General features: G+C 35.5%; 24 protein-coding genes and 1 tRNA gene. 10 read left to right on the forward strand and 15 right to left on the reverse strand.

The window, feature by feature from the left end:
• The first annotated feature begins 84 nt into the window (after positions 1–84).
• From DU508_RS04795 to DU508_RS04805, 3 genes are all read left to right on the forward strand, one after another.
• Entirely contained in the window at positions 85–564 is a 480-nt protein-coding gene (locus DU508_RS04795) for a VOC family protein (RefSeq protein WP_199562641.1), read from the forward strand.
• A gap of 112 nt (positions 565–676) precedes the next feature.
• Positions 677–1,435, forward strand: coding sequence for a helix-turn-helix domain-containing protein (locus DU508_RS04800; RefSeq protein ID WP_115401668.1), 759 nt, complete (start codon positions 677–679; stop codon positions 1,433–1,435).
• A 21-nt stretch (positions 1,436–1,456) separates the two neighbouring features.
• Positions 1,457–2,614 carry an FAD-dependent oxidoreductase gene (locus tag DU508_RS04805; RefSeq protein ID WP_115401669.1) on the forward strand — a complete coding sequence of 386 codons (1,158 nt, stop codon included), beginning with the start codon at positions 1,457–1,459 and terminating at the stop codon, positions 2,612–2,614.
• A gap of 387 nt (positions 2,615–3,001) precedes the next feature.
• On the opposite strand, the gene DU508_RS04810 is transcribed toward DU508_RS04805, so the two are convergent.
• The 4 genes from DU508_RS04810 to DU508_RS04825 all read right to left on the reverse strand — a co-directional run bounded on the left by DU508_RS04810 (position 3,002) and on the right by DU508_RS04825 (position 5,526).
• A tRNA-Leu gene (locus DU508_RS04810) sits at positions 3,002–3,085 on the reverse strand.
• Between the two features lie 45 nt (positions 3,086–3,130).
• Complete coding sequence (locus DU508_RS04815; protein WP_115401670.1) at positions 3,131–3,895, reverse strand: MBL fold metallo-hydrolase; 765 nt, start codon at positions 3,893–3,895, stop codon at positions 3,131–3,133.
• A 49-nt stretch (positions 3,896–3,944) separates the two neighbouring features.
• Positions 3,945–4,217 (reverse strand): hypothetical protein, encoded by a 273-nt coding sequence (locus DU508_RS04820; protein ID WP_115401671.1) that lies wholly within the window; start codon positions 4,215–4,217, stop codon positions 3,945–3,947.
• 127 nt (positions 4,218–4,344) lie between these two features.
• Positions 4,345–5,526, reverse strand: coding sequence for a TlpA family protein disulfide reductase (locus tag DU508_RS04825; RefSeq protein WP_115401672.1), 1,182 nt, complete (start codon positions 5,524–5,526; stop codon positions 4,345–4,347).
• Positions 5,527–5,709: 183 nt separating this feature from the next.
• Between DU508_RS04825 and DU508_RS04830 the strand changes: the two genes are divergently transcribed.
• Together DU508_RS04830 and DU508_RS04835 are read left to right on the forward strand one after the other, a co-directional pair.
• On the forward strand, positions 5,710–6,765 hold the full coding sequence (locus tag DU508_RS04830; protein ID WP_115401673.1) for a sensor histidine kinase: 1,056 nt from the start codon (positions 5,710–5,712) through the stop codon (positions 6,763–6,765).
• Complete coding sequence (locus DU508_RS04835; protein WP_199562642.1) at positions 6,762–7,439, forward strand: LytR/AlgR family response regulator transcription factor; 678 nt, start codon at positions 6,762–6,764, stop codon at positions 7,437–7,439. The genes DU508_RS04830 and DU508_RS04835 overlap by 4 nt, the downstream gene beginning before the upstream one ends.
• 37 nt (positions 7,440–7,476) lie before the next feature.
• Here the strand turns inward: DU508_RS04835 and DU508_RS04840 are convergent, their stop codons facing one another.
• The 4 genes from DU508_RS04840 to DU508_RS04860 form a co-directional block, all read right to left on the reverse strand.
• Positions 7,477–8,289: an AraC family transcriptional regulator gene (locus tag DU508_RS04840; RefSeq protein ID WP_115401674.1), complete on the reverse strand. Its 813-nt coding sequence runs from the start codon at positions 8,287–8,289 to the stop codon at positions 7,477–7,479.
• A 152-nt stretch (positions 8,290–8,441) separates the two neighbouring features.
• Entirely contained in the window at positions 8,442–9,338 is an 897-nt protein-coding gene (locus DU508_RS04845) for an oxidoreductase (RefSeq protein WP_115401675.1), read from the reverse strand.
• A gap of 588 nt (positions 9,339–9,926) precedes the next feature.
• Positions 9,927–10,577, reverse strand: a complete 651-nt coding sequence (locus DU508_RS04855; RefSeq protein ID WP_115401827.1) for a LolA family protein — start codon at positions 10,575–10,577, stop codon at positions 9,927–9,929.
• Between the two features lie 65 nt (positions 10,578–10,642).
• Positions 10,643–13,237: an FtsK/SpoIIIE family DNA translocase gene (locus DU508_RS04860; RefSeq protein WP_115401677.1), complete on the reverse strand. Its 2,595-nt coding sequence runs from the start codon at positions 13,235–13,237 to the stop codon at positions 10,643–10,645.
• A gap of 461 nt (positions 13,238–13,698) precedes the next feature.
• Between DU508_RS04860 and DU508_RS04865 the strand changes: the two genes are divergently transcribed.
• Complete coding sequence (locus tag DU508_RS04865) at positions 13,699–14,355, forward strand: ankyrin repeat domain-containing protein (protein ID WP_115401678.1); 657 nt, start codon at positions 13,699–13,701, stop codon at positions 14,353–14,355.
• A gap of 67 nt (positions 14,356–14,422) precedes the next feature.
• Here the strand turns inward: DU508_RS04865 and DU508_RS04870 are convergent, their stop codons facing one another.
• The 4 genes from DU508_RS04870 to pyrF all read right to left on the reverse strand — a co-directional run bounded on the left by DU508_RS04870 (position 14,423) and on the right by pyrF (position 17,438).
• Positions 14,423–14,641 carry a PspC domain-containing protein gene (locus tag DU508_RS04870; RefSeq protein WP_029277136.1) on the reverse strand — a complete coding sequence of 73 codons (219 nt, stop codon included), beginning with the start codon at positions 14,639–14,641 and terminating at the stop codon, positions 14,423–14,425.
• Positions 14,642–14,780: 139 nt separating this feature from the next.
• A complete protein-coding gene (locus tag DU508_RS04875; RefSeq protein WP_115401679.1) occupies positions 14,781–14,996 on the reverse strand; it encodes a hypothetical protein in 216 nt (71 codons plus the stop codon).
• Positions 14,997–15,062: 66 nt separating this feature from the next.
• Positions 15,063–16,346, reverse strand: coding sequence for a DUF2851 family protein (locus tag DU508_RS04880; RefSeq protein ID WP_115401680.1), 1,284 nt, complete (start codon positions 16,344–16,346; stop codon positions 15,063–15,065).
• Positions 16,347–16,607: 261 nt separating this feature from the next.
• Entirely contained in the window at positions 16,608–17,438 is an 831-nt protein-coding gene (pyrF, locus tag DU508_RS04885; RefSeq protein ID WP_115401681.1) for an orotidine-5'-phosphate decarboxylase, read from the reverse strand.
• A gap of 417 nt (positions 17,439–17,855) precedes the next feature.
• On the opposite strand from pyrF, the gene rho reads away from it, so the two are divergent.
• Both rho and pssA read left to right on the forward strand, forming a co-directional pair.
• On the forward strand, positions 17,856–19,556 hold the full coding sequence (gene rho, locus DU508_RS04890) for a transcription termination factor Rho (RefSeq protein ID WP_115401682.1): 1,701 nt from the start codon (positions 17,856–17,858) through the stop codon (positions 19,554–19,556).
• 119 nt (positions 19,557–19,675) lie between these two features.
• Positions 19,676–20,377, forward strand: coding sequence for a CDP-diacylglycerol--serine O-phosphatidyltransferase (gene pssA, locus DU508_RS04895; protein ID WP_115401683.1), 702 nt, complete (start codon positions 19,676–19,678; stop codon positions 20,375–20,377).
• A 145-nt stretch (positions 20,378–20,522) separates the two neighbouring features.
• On the opposite strand, the gene DU508_RS04900 is transcribed toward pssA, so the two are convergent.
• Both DU508_RS04900 and folK read right to left on the reverse strand, forming a co-directional pair.
• The gene (locus DU508_RS04900) at positions 20,523–20,897 is read right to left on the reverse strand and encodes an Hpt domain-containing protein (protein ID WP_115401684.1); all 375 of its coding nucleotides are present in this window, start codon (positions 20,895–20,897) and stop codon (positions 20,523–20,525) included.
• A 17-nt stretch (positions 20,898–20,914) separates the two neighbouring features.
• Positions 20,915–21,409 carry a 2-amino-4-hydroxy-6-hydroxymethyldihydropteridine diphosphokinase gene (gene folK, locus DU508_RS04905; protein ID WP_233509394.1) on the reverse strand — a complete coding sequence of 165 codons (495 nt, stop codon included), beginning with the start codon at positions 21,407–21,409 and terminating at the stop codon, positions 20,915–20,917.
• Between the two features lie 52 nt (positions 21,410–21,461).
• Between folK and sppA the strand changes: the two genes are divergently transcribed.
• Positions 21,462–23,228 (forward strand): signal peptide peptidase SppA, encoded by a 1,767-nt coding sequence (sppA, locus tag DU508_RS04910; RefSeq protein ID WP_115401686.1) that lies wholly within the window; start codon positions 21,462–21,464, stop codon positions 23,226–23,228.
• 97 nt (positions 23,229–23,325) lie between these two features.
• On the opposite strand, the gene DU508_RS04915 is transcribed toward sppA, so the two are convergent.
• Positions 23,326–23,952 (reverse strand): hypothetical protein, encoded by a 627-nt coding sequence (locus DU508_RS04915; protein ID WP_115401687.1) that lies wholly within the window; start codon positions 23,950–23,952, stop codon positions 23,326–23,328.
• 224 nt (positions 23,953–24,176) lie between these two features.
• Between DU508_RS04915 and DU508_RS04920 the strand changes: the two genes are divergently transcribed.
• Positions 24,177–25,853 carry a helix-hairpin-helix domain-containing protein gene (locus DU508_RS04920; protein WP_115401688.1) on the forward strand — a complete coding sequence of 559 codons (1,677 nt, stop codon included), beginning with the start codon at positions 24,177–24,179 and terminating at the stop codon, positions 25,851–25,853.
• Positions 25,854–26,644: the final 791 nt, after the last annotated feature.

Here is a 26,644-nt window from a genome sequence, read left to right on the forward strand (position 1 = left end):
CTAAGCGGTAGGTCTAACATTTCTCAACAATAATAGTCTAATCAGTATTCAGATCACGAACAAAAATATATCTTTATATCAGCAATGAAAAAAACAACTTTAATCATTCTCATAACTGTGATATCATTTTGCTTTGGTTTCGCATTTAAGACAATAATAACACCACAAAATAAAAACGCAATAAAAATGAAAAAAGTAACAGGTATAGGCGGCATTTTTTTCAAATGCAAAGATCCAAAAGCAATTAACGAATGGTATAAAACACACCTTGGGTTTGATACAACTCCCTACGGAACAAGCTTTGAATGGCGCCAAAGTGATGACAGCACAAAAAAGGGACTTACCCAATGGAACCCTTTTGCAGAAAACACAAAATATTTTGAGCCTTCAGCAAAAGACTTCATGATAAACTACAGGGTAGAGAATTTAGAAGCATTGGTTGAAGAATTAAGAAAGGAAAACGTAACCATCGTTGATAAAATTGAAACATACGATTATGGTAAATTTGTTCATATTTTAGATATTGAAGGAAACAAAATTCAATTATGGGAACCTCATGATTAAAACATTGATCAAACCTTTGGCAAACGGACAAAAATGAAATAAGCAAAAACACCTGCCATTAACCAGGGGGTTACGGTCGTTTTAATGCGGTATCCTAAACGGACAGATAGTAATGGACAGTGACTTAATATATCAAAACATCAAGCCTGATAAATCGCTTTCAGACTTTGTAGAAAGTTTTTGGTTTTTGCACAATCAATCTGATCGCAATAAAGAAACAATAGGATTACCTGACGGGCGTATTGATTTATCTCTTTTTAAATCATCCACGGTGCCTTTTCGGATCAGACTTTTAGGTGTGGGCACACAACAATACGAGCAGGGCACTATACCAGCCAATAGTTTGATTTTTTCCGTTAGTTTTAAATTACTTGCCGTAGAATACATTTTTCATGAAACCATTTCCGATATCGTAAACAATGGAAAATTACTGCCAACTGATTTTTGGGATTTCAGTGCTGATGATTTAGAAGATTTTGATGCATTTTGCGATAAGGCTTCACAAAAAATTCAATCGCTTTTACCGAAAGAAATTGATCAACGCAAGCAAAAATTATTTGAATTGATCTATGCTACAAATGGCGCTATTACTATAAAACAACTATCTGATAACGTTGGCTGGAGCAGTCGCCAGATTAACCGGTACTTCAATCAGCAATTCGGCATTTCACTAAAAGTGTATTGCAATATAATTCGTTTTCGCGCATCATTAGCACACATTGCACAGGGGAAACTTTTCCCCGAAGAAAATTTTTTTGACCAAACCCACTTCATCAAAGAAATAAAAAAATTTTCTGGCGTAGTACCAAAAGAATTATTTAAAAACAAAAACGACCGATTTATACTATTATCAGCACTGACCTCAACATAACTTTGTTGCATAAATTAAGTTATGTTGGTACAAAATAAAAAAATCGCCATTGTGGGCGGAGGAATGGGCGGATTGACCTTAGCAAAACTTTTGCAAATGCAAAACGTTGAGGTAAAAGTTTACGAAAGAGATGTTAATCGTGAGGTGCGTGTGCAGGGCACTCCACTTGATTTGCATGAAGACTCTGGTTTAGAAGCAATAAAACGAGCTGGTTTACTTGAAGAATTCCATAAACACTATCGTCCGATTGCAAGCAGAATGATGGTTTTGGATAAAACATTCAGTGTCAAATTCAGCGATCATGATAAAGAAAAATCTCTTTCAGAAATCTGCCCCGAAATTGATCGGGCACCCTTGAGGGATATTTTGCTTGATTCATTGAAGCCTGATACTATTGTATGGAACAGTCATTTTATTTCAATGGAAAAAGAAAAAAACGGCTGGCTCTTGCATTTCAAAAACGGAACAAACGCTTATGCTGATTTAGTGGTGGCTGCTGATGGTGCAAACTCCAGGGTACGTTCGTATCTAACTGCTGAAAAGCCTGTTTATGCTGGTGTTACGCTAATTGAGGGAACTATTTACAACGCAGAGAAAAATGCACCAAAACTTTTTGAATTTGCAAAAGGTGGTAAAGTGATGGCTTTTAGTGATGAACAAATGCTCACTTACGGCACAAAAGGCGATGGCACACTGATGTTTATTGCAAGCAGCAGAATGCCCGAAAATTGGATTACAGAAAGCAGCATTGATTTCAAAAACAAGGATCAGGTTTTTGAGTGGTTCAAAAAAATATATGCAGGTTGGAATGATCAATGGGATGAGCTTTTTACAAGTGATGAGGCATATTTTATCCCTCGTCCGCAATACTATTTTCCGTTCAGCCAAACCTGGGAAACACAGGAAAACCTGACGATGCTTGGCGATGCTGCTCATCGTATGCCACCATTTGCAGGCAAGGGTGCAAATCTGGCTATGCAGGATGCATTTGAACTGGCAGAATGCTTAACGAATGAAAGAAATTCTGATATAAAAACTGTGCTTTCTCATTTTGAAAAACAGATGCAGCAAAGAGCCGCAGAAGCCACAAAAGAAACCCTGGAAAATATGGAAAAACTGCACTCAAAAATTGCACTTGAAAGTTTGTTGCAAATGTTTAGTACGGGAAGTGAATCATAAGTTTAAAAATCAATATAACACTACTCTTCGGTTTTTTTGACTTTTCTATAATCATTCCACCACTTTACAAAGCTTACATGAGATTATCTGGAGAAGTAAACCATACTTTGATTTGACAGGCAAATAATTTTCACACCTAATTTACCAGACAACACGGATATAGCAATGGACCTTTACCGGCCAGACGAGGCTTTAATCTATGGTGGTGATGTTACTACCCGAATCATTTACCATGACGGGATTAGAATTATTAAACCTCCGCTGCAATAGAAGGATCAACATCGGTAATTCTTACAATTAAAACAGAAGTAGATTAAAATAAAAAAACCAGACTTTGAACTTTTCAAAGTCTGGTTTTTTTATTTTAAAGCATATATGCCTAAACAGTACCCAGAAGCAGATTCGAACTGCCACGCCGTTGCCAGCGCCACCCCCTCAAGATGGTGCGTCTACCAATTTCGCCACCTGGGTTTATGCTGCAAATATAATTTAATTTTGGATTTTTGAAATAGAGATTTACAATTCAATTTTCAATCCATCATAAGCCAGCCTGATGTTTAAAGGCAATTCTTTTTCCACTTCCTCATGTAAACCCAAATTATGGCTGATATGTGTTAAATAAGTTATTTCAGCGCCTACTTTTTGCGCAAATTCGATTGCCTCGGTTAAGGTAAAATGAGAAATATGCGATTCTCTCTGTAAAGCATTGATGACTAATATTTTTGTTCCTTTAATTTGCTCAAAACTTGCTTCAGAAATGGTTTTTGCATCTGTTATGTAAGTAAAATCTCCTATTCTATAACCTGTAATGGATAATAAATGGTGCATCACTTCAAAAGGAATAATTTTATTTCTGCCAATTAAAAAATCTTCTCCATTGGTTACTGTATGAAGATTGATTTGTGGTACACCATGATATTTATGTTCAGCAAAAATATAGTAAAACTCTCGTTTTAAAGCTGTTTGAACCCGCTCGGTAGCATAAACATCAATAACCTTATGCAATAAATAGTTAAATGGACGTATATCATCCAAACCGGCAATATGATCTTTATGTTCATGAGTAAAAAGAACGGCATCCAGATCTTTTACATTTTCACGCAAAAGCTGGTAACGAAAATCAGGACCGCTATCTACAACAATGGTTTTATCATCGGTTTGAATTAAAATTGAGGTGCGTAAACGTTTATCTCTTTGATCTGTTGATTGGCAAACTTTGCAATTACATGCTATTACAGGAACGCCTTGAGATGTACCAGTGCCCAAAAAAGTTACTTTCATCGGCTTAAACTTTCCTTTCCAAATGCATAATTCGAGTACTGTTTATCCATTAAAATAATTCGGTTTGCTGTAAAGAGTGAAAAAATTGACGTTGCTTTTCATCTAACAGATTTTCATCAGCATTGGTTTGCTTAACCAAAGCAACTAAAGCTGCAATTTTACCCTCCAGGTTGGAAAATTTATTAACTACAATGATTTTATTATGCTCAAGCAGGCATGAACCTGTTTTAAAGTTCCCCTTTTCATAACGAACCTTGTAACCCATCGCTAAAAGCAAGGCTTCCAATTTCTCTAAAGTATGGTTTGTTAGTGGCAATGACATTGAAACAAATGTAAACAATAACAGATTTAATCAGGTAATTTTTTAAAATTTGCCTGATTAAATCTGCTACTCTACTCAAATCAAACCTAAACATTTTTTTAAAACATTGAGGTTACACCTAACGTTACTAAAGATTAGATTGTAATGCTTTTTTTATTGCTTGCTCAGTTTCTTCTTTATTAAAGCCTTTAGAAGAATAAATAACTTCTCCTTTCTTATCCAGCATAATCGTAGCAGGATATGCGTAGATCCCTAAGTCATTAGCAAATTTTTCGCCATCATAAAGCATTTTGTATCCAGGTTTCTCTCTTTTATAAAAAAAGTCTACTTCTTCTTTTTTATCATAGGCATTCACACTTAAAATTTCTATTTGGTTACCATATTTTTCCTCCAGTTCCTTAATTTCAGGAAATGCCAACATACAATACCCACAGTTCTTAATCCAAAACTCCATCAAAATAATTTTCCCTTTCAAATCATCAGATCTTACTTTTTCTAAATTTGAGGAGCCATATCTGGGTAATGACCAATCTGGGAGAATGTCGCCAATGGTAACCATGGGCTTTTGGATTATCTTCTTTTTGGTTTCGTAATCCGTGTAACTAGAATAAAACCATGAATTTTTTGTTGGTAATTTAGGATTTACATCAATATTTGAGAAAATGGTTTTGGTATAATACTCATCCTTAGAGATACTGTTTCCATCAAAGATCATATAAGGTAATGAAGTTTCCTTATCTATAATTAATTTATAATATTTAATAACCTCGCTATCAAAACTTGAAAATCCATTCGGAAAATCAATCGATTTCCTATTCAGTTCAAATTTTACTAAATAGTAAATTTTATTTTCGATTAAAGTATCCTTTAAAGATTTTGGAATACCCGGATCCTTTAAAAGCATTGGTAAAGCAAGGCGAATAGTTGTAATGGAATTATAAAGAAGAGAAAGTCCACTAAGTTGTTTTATGCTTTTCCTTTCCAATTCTATCGTTTTCTCTTTCTGATCCAGAATGAAATATTCAGTTCCATTATAAACCTGTAAAGTATTATCCGAATGAAGTTGAAACCTGATAACTTTGTTCTCTGCCGTAAAGCCATATTCAAAATAAGATGCCCCACTATTCTGAGCAAAGTAATTGTCTTTAAAATTATTTATTTCCCGGTAACTATTGTAAGAGATCGACTTCAGTTCGTTTAAAGTCTTGCTTGTTTTTCTAAGTACGTGTTCAGCATCAATTTTTTCTTTCGCAAACACTGTATCCGTAAACAATAAACAGAGGATTAAAAATGACAGATTAATTTTCATAATTCCGGGTTTTTATTTTCTCCAAATCTATAGATAGCCTTTAAAATATTTGGCCTAATTAGACTGGTCACTCAATAAATTCGACAGGTTGAATAAAATTGGTTTTAGTCGAAAAAAACCTGCATTTAGTCGAAAAAAAATTCTGTTAAAATTCCAGTAATAAAATAATTTTTACCTTGAAGTATGCAAATTCCCAGGATCTCGAAATATTTAAAAATAGAAATCGCTTTTTTCATCACTTACTTTTACATCTTTGGTTTTCTAACAAACCTGGAATATAACTTTTGGGAAAAACACTTAACGGGAATTTCTTTCTATGAAGCTGAATACTCCATCTTGTATGGAACTTCAAGCGTCATTGCATTTTTGGTTTTCTATCAAATCGTTAAATCTTATTTAATTAATAAGCAGCTTTTAAAATTCGTTTCATTTATCATCCTGTTTTTAATTGGTTATTCCATATACCAAAAAGGAATTCATTTTTTATTTTCACATCTTGATTTTTTATCAGATGAAATAAGGAAATCCGCCTTGCGAGCCTATAAATTTAAGTCTATTGGTTACAGTTTAGCCTATATGTTCAGAGAGTTTTTATCCATCGGCTGTCTAGCTTATTTTATCCATTCTGCCAAACAAGATGAACAGATGAAAGCTTTAAAAGAGCAACAATTAATTTCTGAACTTACCTATTTAAAAGCACAGCTACAGCCTCATTTCTTTTTCAACACCCTTAATAATATTTACGCGCTTGCATTACAGCAAGCCAGAGAAACTGCTCCTTTAGTAGCCAGACTGGCAGAAATGATGCGTTATATGTTGTATAAAGCAGATGAGGAATTAGTGCCTTTAAAGGATGAAATCTTATTTATTCAAAACTATGTCGAGATAGAAAACATTCGCTATCGCTCTGCAATTGTGATTAGTTTTGATGTTCAGGGCATTGATCAGGAAAGTAAAATAAGTCCGCTGTTATTGCTGCCTTTTATAGAAAATGCTTTTAAGCATGGCATTGAAAATGAAGAAAAACAGGGGTTTGTAAATATTGTGATCTGCAATACGGAAGATGAATTAATACTCGAAGTTGATAATAGCATTGCAAGGGCAAGTGAAAATTTGGGTGGTATTGGTTTAATAAACGTGAAGAAAAGATTGGATATTCTATACCCAGAAAGATACAAATTAGAAATACAGAACGATGGTAAAATCTATCAAGTAAGTTTAATGTTAAAAATGAAATGATCAATTGCTTAATTGTAGATGATGAGCCTTTGGCTCAGGATATTTTAGAAACCTATATAAAGGGGAATAACAATTTATGTTTGATCAAAAAATGCAGCACAGCGATAGAGGCATTTGAAGTTTTGCACCAGCAAAAAATTGATTTAATATTTTTAGATATAAAAATGCCCGCTTTAAGTGGAATCGATTTTTTAAAATCGCTCAAAAACCCACCAGCTGTTATTTTTACAACTGCATTCTCTGAATATGCCGTAACCAGCTATGAACTTGAAGCAGTAGATTATTTGTTAAAACCCATTACAACTGAGCGTTTCCAAAAAAGCTTGGATAAACTTTTCAGGTCACAATCAATGCTTATTGATACAGAAAAAGAATATACTTATTTCAAGGTATCAGGAAACCTGGTAAAGGTTTCGCATACAGAAATTCTTTATGCACAATCCATAAGGGATTACATCATGCTCTATACCAAAATTGGTAATTTGATGGTGCACATGACCATGAAATATTTATGCGGATTATTACCAGAAAGCCAATTTAAGCGGATACATCGTTCTTATTTGGTAAATAAAATTCATATAACAGCGATAAGCAAAAGTCAGGTTCTGTTAAATGAAATAGAAATTCCTGTAGGAGAGATTTATAGGGGTAACATTTCCCACTTAGCCGAATAGCTTTTTTTAATTGCAGAAGTATCTACACTGGTAGTGGTTAGCCAATAATTCTTGACGGAGCCTCTCCAAATTGCTTTTTAAAAACGTAAGAAAAATGTGATAAGTCTTCAAACCCCAAATCAAGATAAATATCTGATGGCGCCTTCCCTTTTTCGGTGATCAGGTAGTGTGCTTCCTGTAAACGTTTTTGTTGTAACCAACGTCCCGGCGTAGTATGATATAACTTTTCAAAATCGCGTTTAAATGTGGCCAGGCTTCTGCCTGTTAAGTAAGCAAATCTTTCTAAATGAACATTAAAATGATAGTTTTGATTCATAAATGCCTCTAAATCTATTTTATAAGGTTCGTTGAAATTAAATAAGATATTTTTTAACTCCGGATTTGCCTGAAGGATGATTAAAATTCCTTCTTTTAGCTTTAAATCAATAAGTTCCTGATTATCAAAGTAGTTCGCCTGATGATATGCCAGTAGAGAATGAATATAGCTATTGATGAGCACATTCGTTTTTACTTCAAAAACGGGCTGGATGTCAAGAGTTTCTTCTGCCGTTATGCCATATTCCAGACTGATGTTTTTTAAAATTTGCTGATTAAAGTAAATTGACAGTGATTTGAATTCTCCGTTTTCTGGAGGCTGTTTTATAAACTTCAATAATTGGTTTCTTCTGATCAACCTGAACGAACCGTCATTAGAGGGGTATTCCCGATTTCCATCGCTCAGAATTAAGGAACCTGCTATCTGATAACTCAATGTATGTTCAGGTACAAAGTGTTCTCCTTCCCTACTTCTGTTGTGGTAACAGGAATAGGTTATGCCCGATGCTTTTTTATTTTCTTTTCCTGTTTCCATTCATCACAAAGTTATTAAACTTATAATTGATAATAAGAAAAGCCCACCCAAATGAGTGGGACTTTTATCTCATGATTGAATCTTATTACGCAAATCATTGTTTCATAAATTTTACAACCACCAAAGCGGTTGTAATGTTCACTGACTTTAATTTAGGTAATTTTTATTCCTTTTTGAGCCATGTATTTTTTGCCTTCTTCTGATTCAAATGGGTTTATGGCATCATCATGGTCGGTAGAAATACTTACAGAAAGCCATTTCTCAAATTCTGCTTTTCTACTTTCGTCTGCATTTTTTAAAATGCCTGCAGCCTCACTTCCCAGTATCAAATGTACAGGTGGTTCAGGATGTTCTGCTAAATCTATCATCACTTTAGCAGCTTTGACAGGATCGCCTATTGGAACAAATTTTCCTGACGTCAGGAATTCCTTTATGCCGCCTATGATGTTTTCATACCCTTCAACATCCTGAGCAAACGTCATGGATGCACCTGCCCAATCCGTACGAAAACCACCCGGTTCAATTGATGTTACCTTAATTCCCAAAGGAGCAACTTCTTTATTTAATGCTTCTGCGAAACCTTGTAATCCGAATTTAGCCGCCTGATACATGGTTAGCCCTGCATTGCCAACTCTGCCACCAATAGAACTGATTTGTAAAATCCGGCCAGATCGTTGTTTCCGCATATAAGGCAGGATGGCTCGTGTAACCTCAATAGGCGCATATAAATTCACGTCTAACTGACTCCGTACCTGCTCATCTGTAAAGGCTTCTGCGGCACCCGTAATGCCAAAACCTGCATTGTTTACCAATACATCAATATGCCCAAAGTGTTTTACCACCTGATTAACTGTTGAATGAATTTGTGATTGATCGCTTACATCTAATGGTAAAACGAGGATTTGATCAGGATAACGTTCCTTCAAATCTTTTAACTGTTCTGGATTTCGTGCTGTGGCAGCCACGTTGTCTCCATTGGCCAGAACCAATTCTGTCAGGCTTTTGCCAAGTCCTCTTGAACTGCCTGTGATAAACCAAACTTTTGCCATTGTTTTTGAATTTTTATTTTAACAAAGTTGTGGTTTAATTAAAGAGATTACTTTGTTAAAAAGCTCAATGTTGGTTTGCTAAAAAGATCAATAATGGCGTAAAGGCCAATTTTTCCTGTTTAAGATTGATTAAATCATTTCTGAATATTTTTTCCCTAAAAGCCTGTCTTTTGGGGAATATAGCTTTAGAACTATACATCATACCCAATTAATTGGCGTTCTAATGCGTTTTCATAGCGAAAGCTTTAAGATTATCTTCTATGAGCAATCGTGGTTACCACCCAATATGTCCTTATTTAAGGAGAAAACAAAAAATAATTGTCATTCTGAACGCAGTGAAGACCGCGAAGCAACTACGAACCCCTGACCTACAGGTATTTTACCTGGTTTACCGCTGAATTGTGACAACGGTTGTCTTAACTTAATGACATCGGATTCCCGCCTGCGCGGAATGACGACAATAAACATGGCTGAGAAATATTTTGTGTTCACAGGATAGCTAAGAGGGAAACAATAATAAAATAAAAAAGGTTCAGCTGTTTCAAACTGAACCTTTTGAAGTTCCATTCCGAAAAAACGGAAAAGAAATTATCTTAAATCTACCACTTCAACACCCGGATAATTCTTGGCATCGAAAGCAAAAGTAGTTTCAGGTACGTTTACGTTAGGCGAAAAAGTTTTCACATTGTAAGTGTATTTGTTTCCGTTTTTATCGAACAAAACAACGTTAGCAATTTGCTTAGCAGCTTTATCAATACTCAAACGCACTTTGAAGATCGATTTTTTAGCATCAACAGGAGTTAAATCAATCATTTGATATGTTTTAGCACCAACCTTTTCTTCGCCGGTATAAATGTATTTAAAACCTTTTTCGTAAACCGTGAAAATTTTAGCCGGATTAATCGCATCTCCGCTATTATCTACATTACTTACCTGAACTTCTTTATCCTTTTTAAGGTAAGTCCACTGGCTTTTACCGTCGCTAAACAATTCCTGATTTGTCATAGCCACTTTATATTTATTTGAGTTGGCTTTAACGTATAAAGTACCTTGTTGTGTTTCCTTAACCTTGGCTTTAGGATTATCCAAAGTGAAACTAAAATCGGTTTTCACAATATTGTACGATTTGTATTTTTTACTTACTTCTGCTAAAATTGCTTTAGCCTTCGCATCAGTTTGAGCATAAGTTGATGTTGTAAATGCAACTACAACCATTAATGCTGAAATTAATTTCTTCATCTTCATCTTGTGTATATTAAATTTTCTTTGAAACGTTAGAGTAAATTTTTTCGTATTGGTTTAATCTAGTCTTTGTCATCCATGCTATTCAAGAATTGTTCCAAAGAATATTCATCCGGATATAAAACTTCTCTGGCTTTGCTTCCTTCAAACGGACCAACAATTCCAGCGGCTTCTAATTGATCAATTATTCTACCGGCTCTATTATAACCAAGCTTAAGTTTACGCTGAATTAATGATGTAGAACCTTGCTGATGCATCACGATGAGCCTTGCAGCATCTTCAAAGAATTTATCACGTTCATTAGGATCGAAATCTGCTTTACTTCCTTCTCCTGCTTCATCTATATATTCAGGAAGCTGATAAGCATCTGCATAACCGCGTTGGTTGCCGATATATTCAGAAATCCGATCCACTTCTGGTGTATCAACGAAAGCACACTGTAGCCTGATTAAGTCGCTGCCTGTAGATAAAAGCATATCGCCACGACCAATCAGCTGATCGGCACCGCCGCTATCCAGAATTGTTCTGGAATCAATTTTTGATAAAACCCTAAATGCTAACCTCGCAGGGAAATTGGCTTTAATGGTACCTGTGATAATATTAACAGATGGACGCTGAGTAGCTAAAACCAGGTGGATTCCAATCGCTCGGGCCAATTGTGCCAAACGTGCTATCGGTGCTTCAACTTCTTTGCCGGCAGTCATCATTAAGTCTGCAAACTCATCCACTACCAACACAATGAAAGGTAAAAAACGATGCCCATTGTTTGGATTGAGCTTACGTTTAATGAATTTGTCGTTGTATTCTTTCAGGTTCCTAACCTGCGCATCTTTCAATAAATCATAACGCTGATCCATTTCAATACATAAAGAATTCAAGGTATTTACAACCTTTTTAGTATCGGTAATAATGGCATCGGCTTCACCTGGAAGTTTTGCTAAAAAGTGACGCTCAATTCTATTGAACAACGTTAATTCTACCTTTTTTGGATCAACCAACACAAACTTTAATTGCGCCGGATGCTTTTTAAACAACAATGAAACCAAAATGGAGTTAATCCCAACCGACTTACCCTGCCCAGTGGCACCTGCAACCAATAAGTGAGGCATTTTAGCTAAATCAGCAATAAAAACTTCATTGCTGATGGTTTTGCCCAGTGCAATTGGCAAATCCATGGTATTTTGCGTCCACTTTTCGGTATTTAAGATACTTCGCATCGGTACCATTTCCGGGTGCTGGTTTGGAACCTCAATACCAATTGTCCCTTTTCCCGGCATTGGCGCTATAATACGAATACCTAACGCTGCTAATGAAAGGGCAATATCATCTTCCAGATTTTTAATTTTAGAAATTCTTACTCCGGGAGCAGGAATAATCTCGTAAAGGGTAACCGTTGGACCAATTGTAGCTTTAATCTTATCGATTTCAATGTTATAATGATTAAGCGTTTCTACAATTTTATTTTTATTGGCTTCTAATTCTTCTGCATTTACCGAAATTTTATTGGTGCCGTAATTCTCTAATAAATCAACAGTTGGATATTTATAGCCCGATAAATCGAGTTTTTCGTCGTAATTTCCAAATTGTTCAACTAAATCGTCAGATTTTTTTTCTTCTTCCGTTTTTTCAATCGTAAAAGCAGGTTCTTTTTCCTCCTCAATAGTTGGCTCTACGGTAAGTGGCATTGCTGCTGCTGAGGTTGCCAAAGGTAAATTCGTTGCCAATGGCGATAAAACCACAGGCGCAATTACTTGTTTATCTTCTTCTTTTTCTTCAAATCTGCTCGGCTGCAATACTACATTTTGTTGCCTGCGCTCGTTATTTACAGGTGGTTTGTCACGCACAGGAAACTCAATTGGTTCAGACGGCTCTTCAGCTGCTCTGTTTTGTGCAAATTTCTCTCTTACCTCATTTACATAATCTGGCGTTTCATTATCCAGGTAAACTTCTTTTTCCTTTCGTTCAGGAAGTTTAAAATCGATATTATAGGCAATGATTAAAATAGTTAATCCGGCAAAGGCGATTAAACCAGCAACACCTGCGGCACCAATTTGGGCACTTAGTAATTTATTGCTCCAATAACCAAATTCACCCTCTAAATAATGTGGCGATTCTCCCCAAAAACCATGGGCAAAACCCAGGGTTAATGATATAAACAATAAAAAGAAAAAGCTGTAACCTAATGTTTTGGAAATAGAAAGGATTTTAACCTTAAACAATAAACGGTAACCAATGATAAAAAAAGCCAATACAAATAAAAATGATGCGATTCCAAACCATTCATAAATAAATTGGTGCGACAACAGTGCTCCAAATTTCCCTAACCAGTTTTGTACTACAGGAATGTCAACACCTGCATCTTTAAGCTCTTCGGCAGTTTTAAAGAGATTTCCCCAACCCCCGTTTGCATCAATTACATAACTCTGGTCATCTTGCCATGTAAATAAATATGAGGTAAAAGCAATTAAAAAGTAGAGCGAAAGTATAACAAAAAACAGACCTACAATTTTCACGGCACGCCCATCCTGCAAGTCGAAACTTGGCAAATATTCTTTTTTTTCTTTCGGCTGGCGACTGGAAGACGACTTGCCTGGTGCATTTTCAGCACCTTTATCTCTGAATGTGTTGGTTTTAAACTGGTTTCCCCTTACCGCCATTTTCTGTCCTAATAATTATTAAAGAAACAAACTTAGATAAAATTGTTACCATTATAAACAATTTTATCGTTCTCTCCTCTTCCTGTAAAAAATTAAATCACCAAGAGGAAATCAAATATATGGTTGTATCTTCTTCGTTTTTAAATCTGCCTTAAATTAAATAAAAATATTTATCGTTGGTTAAACCTTAAACAGAAATTATTGTCTATTATTTTAACAACACACAAGTTGTTACGTTTTGTCAAATGAAACGGATTTTGTTTTAGGTTTATCCCGTTTTGCCTGGAGAGGCTAAACGGGATTTTTTTTATTTAAAGAGTGAGCATTTATTCTCCATAGCGAGGCTTGATACCACACAATTCGCAAATTGCCTTACACTTTCTATATATTTAGGCAAAAATTTCCTCACTCTATTAATTTTTTGTTAATTTAAATCGATTATTTGAAATAAAATTCATCGTATGAGTATAGCACAGCTCGAAGAACAAATTGAGGCAGGAAATTTTCAGGCAGTAAAAGAAATTTTACTTCAAAATCCGAAATTGGCAAATATCAGTACTTCACATAACATCTCTCCGTTATTGTTGGCTTGTTATTACAAAAAGCAGGAAATAGCCGATTTAATAGCGGAGTTTACCGATAGCCTAACTTTGTTTGAGGCTTGTGCAGTGGGTAAATTTGATACGGCAACATTACTTATTTTTCAAAATCCGGGGAGTATAAACGAATTTTCTGACGATGGTTTTACACCGCTCGGTTTAGCCTGCTACTTTGGTCATGAGGAGTTGGCGAGATTTCTGGTACTGAAAGGTGCTGATGTAAACCTGGCCTCTAAAAATGGGTTTAATGTTTTCCCTATCCATTCTGCAGTAGCGGCAAACAATTTTAACATTACAAAAATGCTTTTGGATCACGGAGCTTATCCAAACGTTTGTCAAAAAGCTGGTTTAGCGCCATTACACAGTGCAGCTCAGTTAGGAAATATTGAATTGATTATATTGCTTTTAGAACATGGCGCAGAAGTAAGTTTGCGCATGGAAGGTGGAAAATTACCAGCAGATTTAGCTGCAGAAAAGGGCTTTCATGAAATTGCAGAAATTTTGAGGGATGATGATTAATCCTTTGGCAATTTTAAGTTTTTAGATCTTAGATTTCGTAACTGAAAGCCATTAGCTGTAAACTGAATTATTCCCAAATTCTCAACCTCATTCTTTTCATATACGTTCTGATATCCAAAACCACAGCAGCCAAAAAATAAAATAATATCGGGAAACCCACAGCCAGGAAAGAGGAATAAATAAAAAACAGACGAACTTTCGCGGTGCTCATATTTAATTTATTAGCTAAATAGGTTGAAACCCCAAAACTCTGTTGCTCAAAATAGGTTATGATTCTTTGGAACATTTTAAGCTTGTTTTAAATCTTAATTACAAGGCAAAATTAAAAAGAAAGCGAAAATAATTAGTCGTTTTTGAAGACAAATTTAGCAATAATATTTGGTTAAATTCTTTAAAAGGAAATTTGAAACTGGTTTATAAAGTTCTTATTCAAGAATCAGTTTTTCAAAATCCTGCTTATCCTCATGTTTTATAAACAAAATTTGTTGTTCTTCTAAACCCGAATACTTTTTTTTCAATTCGTTTTTAAACTTTTCAATATCAACCTCAGCATTTAAAATTACCGTTAGTGCATCTGCATTGCCCCTAACCTCAATAATTTTATCGGGATATAGTTCTTTAAGTTCGTGTGGGAATTCCATAATCTTCAAACCAGTTTTAAGATAAAAAGTTTAGTAAAAATAAAATAATGAGAGAAACTAATGTTCTTATGTTTGTTTCAAAATTTTAATACCTATACCACAAGATAGGCATTTTTTCTCATCGCAATATTGTTTTTTCAACTGTAAAATACCTTGAGAGGCAAATGCATGACCCATCCTTACTCCTGCTTCGGTAAATTTATCAGTGATTGCATTTTGCTCTGCAGGTAAGCTTTCCAGTAGTTTAATTGCTCTGCTTATATAAAACTGCGTTCCCGTATGCTTACCGTAAGCAAACAAGAAGAGCGCAACTGTATTTAATAAAATATTATCAACAGAAGTTTTCCCGATTTGAATATTTACACCTGTTGTTACTTTTTTAAAGTGATAATGTGTTTTCCAATAATTGTTCACTGGCAGGTTTTCGAATAATCCCCGTAATGCGGTAACCTCTCTTATTTCCATTACTTTCGAAAACAGATGATTTGCTTTTACGATCAATGCCGCAAATTGTGCTAAGCGAATGGTTGGAAAGTTCTGCGGACGCATCCTCATAAACTTCCAGATAGAAACATCAATAGGCCGGATATTGTATTTTTTCTGCAGAAACTGAAATTCCTTTTTCAGTTTTTCCGGGTAATCTTCATCAAACTTATCGTTCAAAAACCCTGCTGAACCAAAAACCAATGCCTCAATTTGTTGTGCATTGTCTTTATGCTTACCATAAATTTGCTGAGGAATTGTTTTAGCGAAAAGCTCGAAAGGCAAAGCATTTACCTTGAAACCAAAATTTCTGGCCATAAAACGGTAAAAAGTTTCATCCCAGTTTCCGTTCAATTCATTTAAAGTTTCAATTACCGATTTTGTTTTTTCTTCGAAACGCTCGATTAGTGTTCGGGAAAGAAAAGAATCAATAATGAACTGATCAACGGTTTGAATCTGTGCAAAACAAGGGAAATCTGTTAACGTCAAAAATAAATGCTCATATTTTCGAATTAAATCATCTGCAATTCGGTTCTTTAATTCTAAAACTGGTAACAAAGAACCGTTAGTTCTTCTAATCTCTGCATCATTTTCATAAACAACGTGAAGAATCACGTTTTCGTAACTCGAATCGCTTTGATGATTATGCTTTAACCAATCTGAAGATCTAACATGAATTTCTATGTTTCCCGCCCAAACTGTCTGGTCAATCAGAATTTTAGCATTACTAAAATCCGGCCCAGCGTTTTTATTCAGGAAACCCTGATGAAAGATTTTTAAATTTTCTCCATCAGCGGTTTTCAGGTCATTGTAATCAAACGACCTGAATTGCCAAATGTAATGGAGAAAATCTTCTGGAAAATTCATTGATGAAGATAATGAAATATTCCTATAAGTTTTATGATATTTATTTTGTTACCTTGAATTTTTCATTTTTTATTGGCATTCAAGAAGACTGCGTCGTTTATTCAGGGTCTTAATAGCCATTACGGTGCTGACCTGTAGCGGAAAGATACGAAGTAAAATAAATTCAGTATGACGTGATGGTCAGCCTATTCGCATGTAAAGATGGTTTATTCAACAAATAATTACCAGAAATACAAATTGATAAAATCTGCGAATCTGCGGCTAAACCAAATCAGCCTTAACCAAAATCTGCTCCATTTCTTGTTGCAGCTTCAAAGCCTCTTCTCTTGCCTTTTCAGCAAAATCTTTCCCTTTGCCAGCGTAAATGATCCCTCGTGAGGAGTTGATTAACAACCCACATTGCGAATTCAAGCCGTACTTACAAACTTCTTTCAAATCGCCACCTTGCGCGCCAACACCAGGAACCAGAAGAAAGTGATTTGGAGCCAGTTTACGGACATCGCCAAAAGCAGCACCACGGGTTGCACCAACCACGTACATCATTTGTTCATCTGTTGCCCATTCTTGTGAAGTCTTCAATACCCTTTCGAAAAGTTTATCTGCTCCTGTTTCCAGTAATTGAAAGTCAGCATGGCCGGCGTTGGAGGTTAGTGCCAGAAGAATTACCCATTTATCTTTAAAAGTTAAAAATGGTGTTACCGAATCACTTCCCATATAAGGTGCAACGGTAACTGAATCGAAACTCATTTCAGAAGATTTCTCATTAAAAAAAGTTTCGGCATACATTGCAGAAGTATTGCCAATATCTCCTCGTTTGGCATCAGCGATGGAAAAAATATCCTGTGGAATATATTTCCAGGTTTCGGTTAAAGTTTCCCAACCTTTTTTACCATAACACTCATAAAATGCAGTGTTTGGTTTATAGGCAACACATAAATCTTTCGTGGCATCAATAATCTGTTTATTAAATTCGAGAATCGGATTTTCATACTTCAAAAGGTGTTCAGGAATCTTATCCAATGAAGAATCCAATCCTACACATAAAAAAGAACGCTTTTTTTGGATCTGCTCGAAAAGTTGCTGCTTGGTCATAATATGGGCTTATTTGCTGCAAATATGAAGATTTTTAAGTTTTTAGAACGACTAAATAATACTCACATTATTTTTTTTTATAAACATTTTAAACTTTTGCTTGCAGTTTACGTTTCAAATACATACAATTGCAACATAATTTCTCAACCGTTTATCTGAATATCCCAGAAAAATTTATCAAGACTTGTATTTTGTTACCATTTTTTGAAAACGATTTATCGTTTTTATTCAGCTTGTAAACAATTATGAAACAGGTGAGCATTAACAACTAACTCATTTTGTTTTATAGCCTTAAGAATTTATACACAATGAAACCGCTGGGCTTATACCAACACAAAACTTAGGCCTGTGCAGATTTATAACAGGAAACATCCGTTATAAACAAATGAAAAATTTCTTGAAACATATATATTTAGAATGTTTAGCAAAACAGAATTAAATGATAAGCTCACACCAGAATTACGTGAGTTAGCCAAAACCTATGGCATCGAGGGTGCCGACTCTCTAAGAAAAATCGACCTTGTTGAAGTGCTTTTACACCAGCAAGAAATTATAAATGCTGCTAAATCCGGAGCAGATCCGTATGCAGAAAGTGAACCTGTTGCCGTTGCGCCAGCACCAAAAACTAAAGCTGTTAAGGCAGAGAAAGCACCAAAGGTTGCGGCCGCATCCACTACAACAGATAAGCCTGTTAAAAAAAGGGCAAGGTTAAATAAGGATGAGCCTACACCTCCAATTGAAAGAAGAAGAGATTCGGTTACTTTATTTGATGAGCCTCAACATCAGCAAGAAATACAACCAGACAGAGTTGTTGAAGCGGAAGAAGGCAATAAGCCCATCTCAGCATTGATTGAGGAAAGCGCAGAAGTTCTTCCTGTAGCTGCAAAACAAAGACCAGAGCAAAAAGAGAAACAAGAAAAACCTCAACGCGAAGACCGCCAGCAAAAACAACCTGGTGGTGGCAGTCACCACAAGAACGAAAACAGCTACTCTAATCTGGATTTTGATAATGTGATCACAAATGAGGGCGTTTTAGAAATCATGCCTGATGGTTACGGCTTTTTACGTTCTGCAGATTATAACTACTTAACTTCTCCTGATGATATTTATGTATCCCAGTCGCAAATCAAACTTTTTGGTTTAAAAACCGGCGATACGGTAAAAGGCAGTATTCGTCCGCCAAAAGAGGGCGAAAAATATTTTCCATTGGTTCGCGTAGAAACCATTAACGGCAGAATTCCTGCTGAAGTTCGCGATCGTGTTCCTTTTGATTATTTAACACCACTTTTCCCAACAGAAAGATTAAATCTTTTTACGGATACGAACAATTATTCTACCCGTATTATGGATTTATTTACGCCTATTGGGAAAGGACAACGTGGTTTAATTGTAGCTCAACCTAAAACAGGTAAAACCAACTTGCTTAAAGAAGTTGCCAATGCAATTGCTAAAAACCATCCTGAGGTTTATTTAATTATCCTTTTAATTGATGAGCGCCCGGAAGAGGTTACCGATATGGCACGTAGCGTAAGAGCTGAGGTTATTGCCTCTACTTTCGATGAGCCAGCCGAACGACATGTAAAAATCGCCAATATTGTTTTAGAAAAATCTAAACGTTTGGTAGAAAGCGGCCATGATGTGGTTATCCTTTTAGATTCAATTACACGTTTAGCAAGAGCTTATAATACCACTGCTCCGGCATCAGGTAAAATTTTATCGGGTGGTGTGGATGCAAATGCTTTACACAAACCAAAACGTTTCTTTGGTGCAGCCCGTAACATTGAAAACGGTGGTTCATTAACGATTTTAGCAACTGCATTAACTGATACAGGATCTAAAATGGATGAAGTTATCTTCGAAGAATTTAAAGGTACTGGTAACATGGAATTACAGTTAGATCGTAAATTATCGAACAAACGTATTTTCCCTGCCATTGATATCACTGCATCGAGTACACGTCGTGATGATTTATTACACGACAGAGATACCCTGCAACGTGTTTGGATTTTACGCAACCACCTTGCCGATATGAACAGCCAGGAAGCTATGGAATTTGTTCAATCACAAATCAAGGGTACAAAAAGCAACGAAGAGTTTTTGATTTCGATGAACAGCTAATTTAAGGCTGAAAGGTAAAAGGTGTAAGGCTTAAGGTTTCCTGCCAGGACGCTTTAAGTCTTACACTTTAAAGGTTCTCATTTCAGAATCTTCACCTAACACCTTATACCTTAAACCTCATGAAAAGGCATATCCCCAACGCGATTACCTGTGCCAACCTTTTTTCTGGTTGTATCGGAATCGTTTTTGCATTTAAAGGCGACTTACAAGCCGCAGCTTATTTTGTAATCCTTTCCGGGATTTTTGATTTTTTTGATGGAATGATTGCCCGTTTATTAAATGTGAAATCGGCCATTGGGAAAGATTTGGATTCTTTGGCTGATATGGTAAGTTTTGGTTTCCTACCCGGAATTATCATGTTCCAGTTATTGAAAGTAAGCGATTACAGCTCAGAATATCTTCCTTATTTTGCATTTCTGATTACCGTTTTTTCTGCTCTACGTTTGGCTAAATTTAATAATGATGAAAGGCAAACTGAAGATTTTATTGGATTAAATACCCCTATGAACACGCTGTTTATCTGCTCATTGCCATACATTGCAAAGGATTATCCACAAGTTATAGGCTCGAGTATTCTGCTGCTGGCCATAACAGCAATAACCAGTTTTTTATTGGTAAGCGAGATAAAGATTTTCTCTTTAAAATTTAATGATTTAAGCTGGGCTAAAAATAAAATCAAATTTATATTCCTGATTTTATCAGCAATTTTAATTGCTGTTTTACAATTTGCAGCTATACCTTTTGTATTGGTGCTTTATATTGCGTTATCTATTCTATATTTTAGAGGAGTTGCCGGCAATACTGGTCGGGTTTTGAAATAGTAGCAGAGATCAGTAATTAAACCTGATTGGAATGATATACTTTTTATATTTTTTATATTTTAAAGTTACTAACTCTAATAAGTATAATGCCTGATAGAGTTAGTAACTTTATAAAAAAGCCGGGCCTTGTTTTCAAAAAATCAATCTACAATTTCGACTGCATATCTTTTTTTGCTACATCCAGCTGAACATAAATACACGCCAACAGCTCTTTCAAATGCTCAATATCTGAAGGAATCTGTTCCACAGCGATTTTATTTCGGGCATTATGCTCAATTGACTGAACAAAATCTTTCACATCATTACGTCCTACATAAGTAAACGTAGGCTTAATTTTGTGTGCGCAATTGCCAACCTTATCCCAGTTTTGAACCGATAAAGCATCTTCCAATTCTGCAAGGTAGAAAGGAGTTTGTTCAATAAATGTATCAAAAACTTCGATCATAAACTCAGGATTATGACCAACCATTTTTATGAGATATGATAAATCTAAGGGATGATTATCATAGTGATCCTGCATAAAACAAAGCTAATGATTTACAATTTCTTAACGTTTAAATTATCCGTAATATTTTCTTCAATGCTGGAAATAGTTTTCCCCAAAAGCGGATGAATAACATTTGGCGCAATTTCTGCCAAAGGCATCATTACAAATCTTCTGTTTTGCATTTGTGGATGTGGTACCTGAAGCTTATTTTCTATATCAATAATCTCATCTCCAAATAATATGATGTCAATATCAATTAACCTCTCCCCCCATTTATCTTTTCTGATTCTTCCCAACAGCCTTTCAATTTCCAGTGCGTTTTCTAAAACTTCAAGAGCTGTAAGCCTGGTTTTAACTGTCAAAGCCTGGTTTAAAAAGGCTGGCTGGTCCGTTTTACCCCATGCAGCTGTTTCATAAACAGACGAAACGGTGCAAATTTCGCCGATTTTGTCCTCAATTAAATGAATGGCTTCCTGTAAATTCCGTTCTCTGTCTCCCAAATTCCCACCCAGTAACAAATAAGCAATTGTGTACTCTAAAGCCATATTAAGCATCATGTATTTTTATATCTTTACAGCACAAAATTAAAACATTTAAATGAGAGAATTCTTTAAGTATTTATTTGCATCCATGTTAGGTTTTTTCCTATCAACGGCCATCATATTAATCATCTGTTTTGTGGTTATTGTTGGTGTTATTTCTTCGGTAGATAGTGATAAAACAGTTGCAGTGAATAGAAATTCAGTTCTATTCTTAAATTTAGACCAAGCCATAAAAGAAAGGACACCAAAAAGAGGGTTTGGTAATCTGCCCATCATCGGATCTAATGAAAATGACGGCATCGGATTAAATGATCTTTTAAAAGCACTTGAAAAAGCTAAAACTGATGATAACATCAAATGTATTTACCTGAACGTAAGCAGCCCTAATGCAGGCTTTGCAACAATGCGTGAGGTTAGAAATGCTTTGATAGATTTCAAAAAATCTCACAAAAAAATTATTGCCTACAGTGAGGTTTATACTCAAGGTGCTTACTATTTAGCCTCTGTGGCTGATAAAATTTACCTGAACCCTGAAGGCGCTTTAGAATTTAAAGGTTTTAGCTCTGAATTAACTTTTTTTAAAGGAACCCTGGAAAAAGTTGGGGTTGAAATGCAGGTTATTCGTGTAGGGAATTATAAAAGTGCCGTTGAGCCATTTATTTTAGATAAGATGAGCGATTATAACCGCAAGCAGGTTACCGCTTATGTTGGTGGCTTATACAATACCTTTTTAACTGATATTGCACAGAGTAGAGATATTGAAAAAGATAGTTTATACAAAATTGCTGATGATTATAGGATACAACAACCTCAGGACGCTGTAAATTTTAAAATGATTGATGCTTTGAAATATAAGGATCAGATTTTAGAAGAATTGAAAGGTTTATCGGGCAGAACCAAAGGCGAAAATGTGCGTTCTGTATCCATTAACGATTATGCAAAAAATAATAGCGATGCCGGATCTGGTAAAGACAAAGTTGCCGTGATTTATGCAAACGGCGAAATTATTGGCGGAGAGGGCTCAGATAATCAAATCGGGTCGGAAAGAATTTCAAGAGCAATTAGAAAAGCCCGTTTGGATGACAACATCAAGGCAGTTGTAATCAGGGTAAATTCTCCAGGTGGAAGTGCACTGGCTTCTGATGTAATCTGGAGAGAAATTGTTTTAACCAAAAAAGAAAAACCGGTTATCGCATCTTTCGGAGATGTTGCCGCATCAGGAGGTTATTACATTGGCTGTGCTGCAGACAGTATCTTCGTTCAGCCAAACACCATTACAGGGTCAATTGGTGTTTTCGGCATTATTCCAAATTTTCAAAACCTGATGACCAACAAATTAGGAATTACATTTGATGGCGTTAAAACTGGTAAATATGCTGATATTATGGCAACAAACCGCCCTATGACCGCTGGTGAAAGATTTATTATTCAAAACGAATTAAATAGAATTTATAATGGTTTTGTAAGTCGTGTAGCTGATGGAAGAAAGAAAAGCAAAGCCTATATTGACAGCATTGGCGGTGGACATGTTTGGATAGGTACAGATGCCGTTCAAATCGGGCTAGCTGATAGATTGGGAAGTTTTAAAGATGCCATTAAAGCAGCAGCCAAAAAAGCAAAATTAAAAGATTACAAAGTTGTGGAATATCCAGATGTAATCGATCCCTGGAAATCTTTAATGGATGAGAGCACTGATAAAATTAAAACCTATTACACCAAACAAGAACTAGGCGATAATTATGCAATTTATCAACAGATGAAAAAAGTAATTACCAGCGCTGGTATCCAGGCAAGAATGCCATTTGAAGCAGTAATAAAGTAATTGTCATATTGAGCTTGTCGAAATTTAATCAAAAACAATTGATTGGGTTTTGATAAGCTCAGCCTTGACAATATCCAAATTTCTTTCGGAGCTCTTTTTATTCGACCTGCTTCCATTCCGGATGCAACGTTAAATAAGTATCATTAAGTGATTGATTAATTGGATGAACAGTTAACGCAATGCTTTTTCCATTCAAAAATTCAAAACCAATTCCATCATGCTTAGCATCATAAATAAGCACAGTATCTTTAAGCTCATTTAAATAAGCTGAATGTTTTTCCAGCGCCGGAAATTTTAATTTTGTGTCTGATAAAGACCTTCCTAAGGTAAATCCGTCCTGTGTTTTAAACTGCATAGCCGTAATGCGAATTTGCTTTACATCTTTTATCCGCATACTGGTATCGCGGTAAGATGAATACACAGCAATTTCATTTTGTCTGCTGTTAGCCGAATCATTGCTATACCAAATTCCCCAGGCCTTGCCCATGGCCGCATCTCCGGCATTTGGTCTGCCTAATTTATTACTCACGCTTTGTACATCTTCACCCAAAGAAATTTCTCCAACAGATCTTCCCGGAACAATTAAAAAACGTTCATCAACAATTTTCCCCGGCCCCACTTCTTTTACCACCACCGAATCACCTTTAATATCAGATTTTCGGTTCGATTTACAGGCGAACAAACTTAAGCTCAATCCTAAAAGGATGATATTTATAGATTTCATATCTGTAGAACAACATTTTAACAAAATTGTGTTTGGAAATGATAAGTATGAGTTGTATTATTTTACTTGTATTTATTTTTTTGAATAGAGTTCAAGAGGACGCTTCGCTTAGTTAATGAGCTCGTAAACCGGTTTGTTTTTATTGTGATGTAAGCTACCATGATTTATAATAATTATCCTGTGGGCTTTGGCAGAATCATGATGGTTTCATAATTTTACCCCTTATGGAAAATAAAACCATCGCCCGTACTTTACGCCTTTTATCGCAGTTAATGGAACTGCATGAAGAAAATCCTTTTAAAATTAAATCGATAGCTAATGCGTATTTTAAAGTTGATAAACTACCTTTTGCTTTAAAAGACAAACCTTTTGATGAACTTGATAAAATTGATGGGATTGGCAAAAGTCTGGCAGCTAAAATCATTGAGTTACTCCAAACCGGAGAACTTAAAGAATTGAATGATATCATCCAGAAAACCCCTGAAGGGATTGTTGAAATGCTTGGCATAAAGGGAATCGGTCCGAAGAAAATTGCTATTATCTGGAACACACTTGGTATCGAAAGCATAGGGGAACTGTATTATGCCTGCAATGAAAACCGCTTAATTGAAGCGAAGGGTTTTGGTTTAAAAACCCAGGAAGAAATTAAAAATGCCATAGAGTTCAGGCTCGCCGCCAACGGAAGGTTCCTCTATGCACAAGTAGAGGGATTTGCTAATACTTTATATGCCCAAATTTCAGAATGGTTAATTAAAGTTGATAATCATTCTTCATTAGGTTTTGCAGGGCAATATCGCCGTTGTTGCGAAATTATTGATGAACTGGAATTCGTAATTGGAGCTGAAAACCCACAAGCCGTTCAGGAGCACTTAATCACTTTCGAACCACTTTCTTTAATTGCTGGCGAAGACGCTTTCATTACCACCACCGAAGCGGGACTCAGGATTAAAATTTTCGTTGTCGATAAATCTGATTTCTACCTGGAATGGTTTAAACTTACCGGAAATCCGCAGCATGTAGAAAAAGTAATAGAACTAGCTGGAGATGGGCCATTTAATAGTGAAAATGAAATTTACAACAAAGCCGGATTAACTTTTATTGAGCCTGAACTACGTGAAGATTTTAATGAAGTTGAACTGGCAAAAGAAGATAAACTCCCAACATTAATAAAATACGCTGATTTAAAAGGCACATTGCATAATCACTCTACCTGGAGTGATGGAGTACACACGCTTGAACAAATGGCTGTTTACTGTAAAGAAACTTTAAATCTACAATATCTGGGCATCTGCGATCACTCTAAAACGGCTGTTTATGCCAAAGGTTTAAATGAGCAACGTGTTTTTGGTCAGCATCAGGAAATTGATGAACTGAACAAAAAACTGTTTCCGTTTAAAATTTTCAAAGGCATTGAAAGCGATATTTTAAGCGATGGCTCTTTAGATTACACCGATGATATTTTAAAAACTTTCGATTTTGTTGTGGCATCTGTTCATAGTAATTTGAGGATGGATGAGGCTAAAGCAACCACCAGATTATTAAAGGCAATTGAAAATCCTTATACCACAATCTTAGGTCATCCAACCGGACGTTTATTATTAAGCAGAGCAGGGTATCCTATTGATTACAAAAAAATCATAGATGCCTGCGCAGCGAATCAGGTGGTTATCGAAATCAATTCAAATCCGCTGCGCCTGGATTTAGATTGGCGGTGGCATCGTTATGCCTTAGAGAGAGGTGTTTTACTTTCTATAAATCCTGATGCACACCGAACAGAGGGTTTTCATGATATGCGTTATGGTATTTTGGTTGCCCGCAAAGGTGGTCTAAGCGCAAATAAATGTTTAAATGCTTTTTCGCTTGAGGAGATAACGGAGTATTTTAATACTAAAAAAGAGTAGCCGCAGATTAGCAGATTAATTTTAGTAGAATTTTAAAATTGAAATAATTTTAAGCTGATAATGAAAATCTGCAAATCTGCGGCTACAAAGCAAATTAGATGCTAAAAGTGCAACCGCAGATTAATTTTAGTAGAATTTTAAAATTGAAATAATCTTAAGCTGAAAATGAAAATCTGCGAATCTGCGGCGACAAAACAAACTAGATGCTAAAGGGCAACAGCAGATTAATTTTAGTAGAATTTTAAAATTGAAATGATCTTAAGCTGATAATGAAAATCTGCGAATCTGCGGCGACAAAACAAATTATATATGCTAAAAGGGCAACAGCAGATTAATTTTAGTAGAATTTTAAAATTGAAATGATCTTAAATTGATCAATGAAAATCTGCGAATCTGCGGCGACAAAACAAATTATATATGCTAAAAGGGCAACAGCAGATTAATTTAGTAGAATTTTAAAATTGAAATAATCTTAAGCTGATAATGAAAATCTGCGAATCTACGGCTACAAAACAAATTATATATGCTAAAAGGGCAAAAGCAGATTAATTTTAGTAGAATTTTAAAATTGAAATAATCTTAAATTGATCAATGAAAATCTGCAAATCTGCGGCTACAAAACAAATTAGATGCTAAAAGGGCAACCGCAGATTAATTCTAGTAGAATTTTAAAATTGAAATGATCTTAAGCTAATAATGAAAATCTGCGAATCTGCGGCTACAAAACAAATTAGATGCTAAAAGGGCAACCGCAGATTAATTTAGTAGAATTTTAAAATTGAAATAATTTT

It is taken from the genome of Pedobacter chinensis, assembly GCF_003339865.1.
In the GTDB taxonomy this organism is placed as follows: domain Bacteria; phylum Bacteroidota; class Bacteroidia; order Sphingobacteriales; family Sphingobacteriaceae; genus Pedobacter; species Pedobacter chinensis.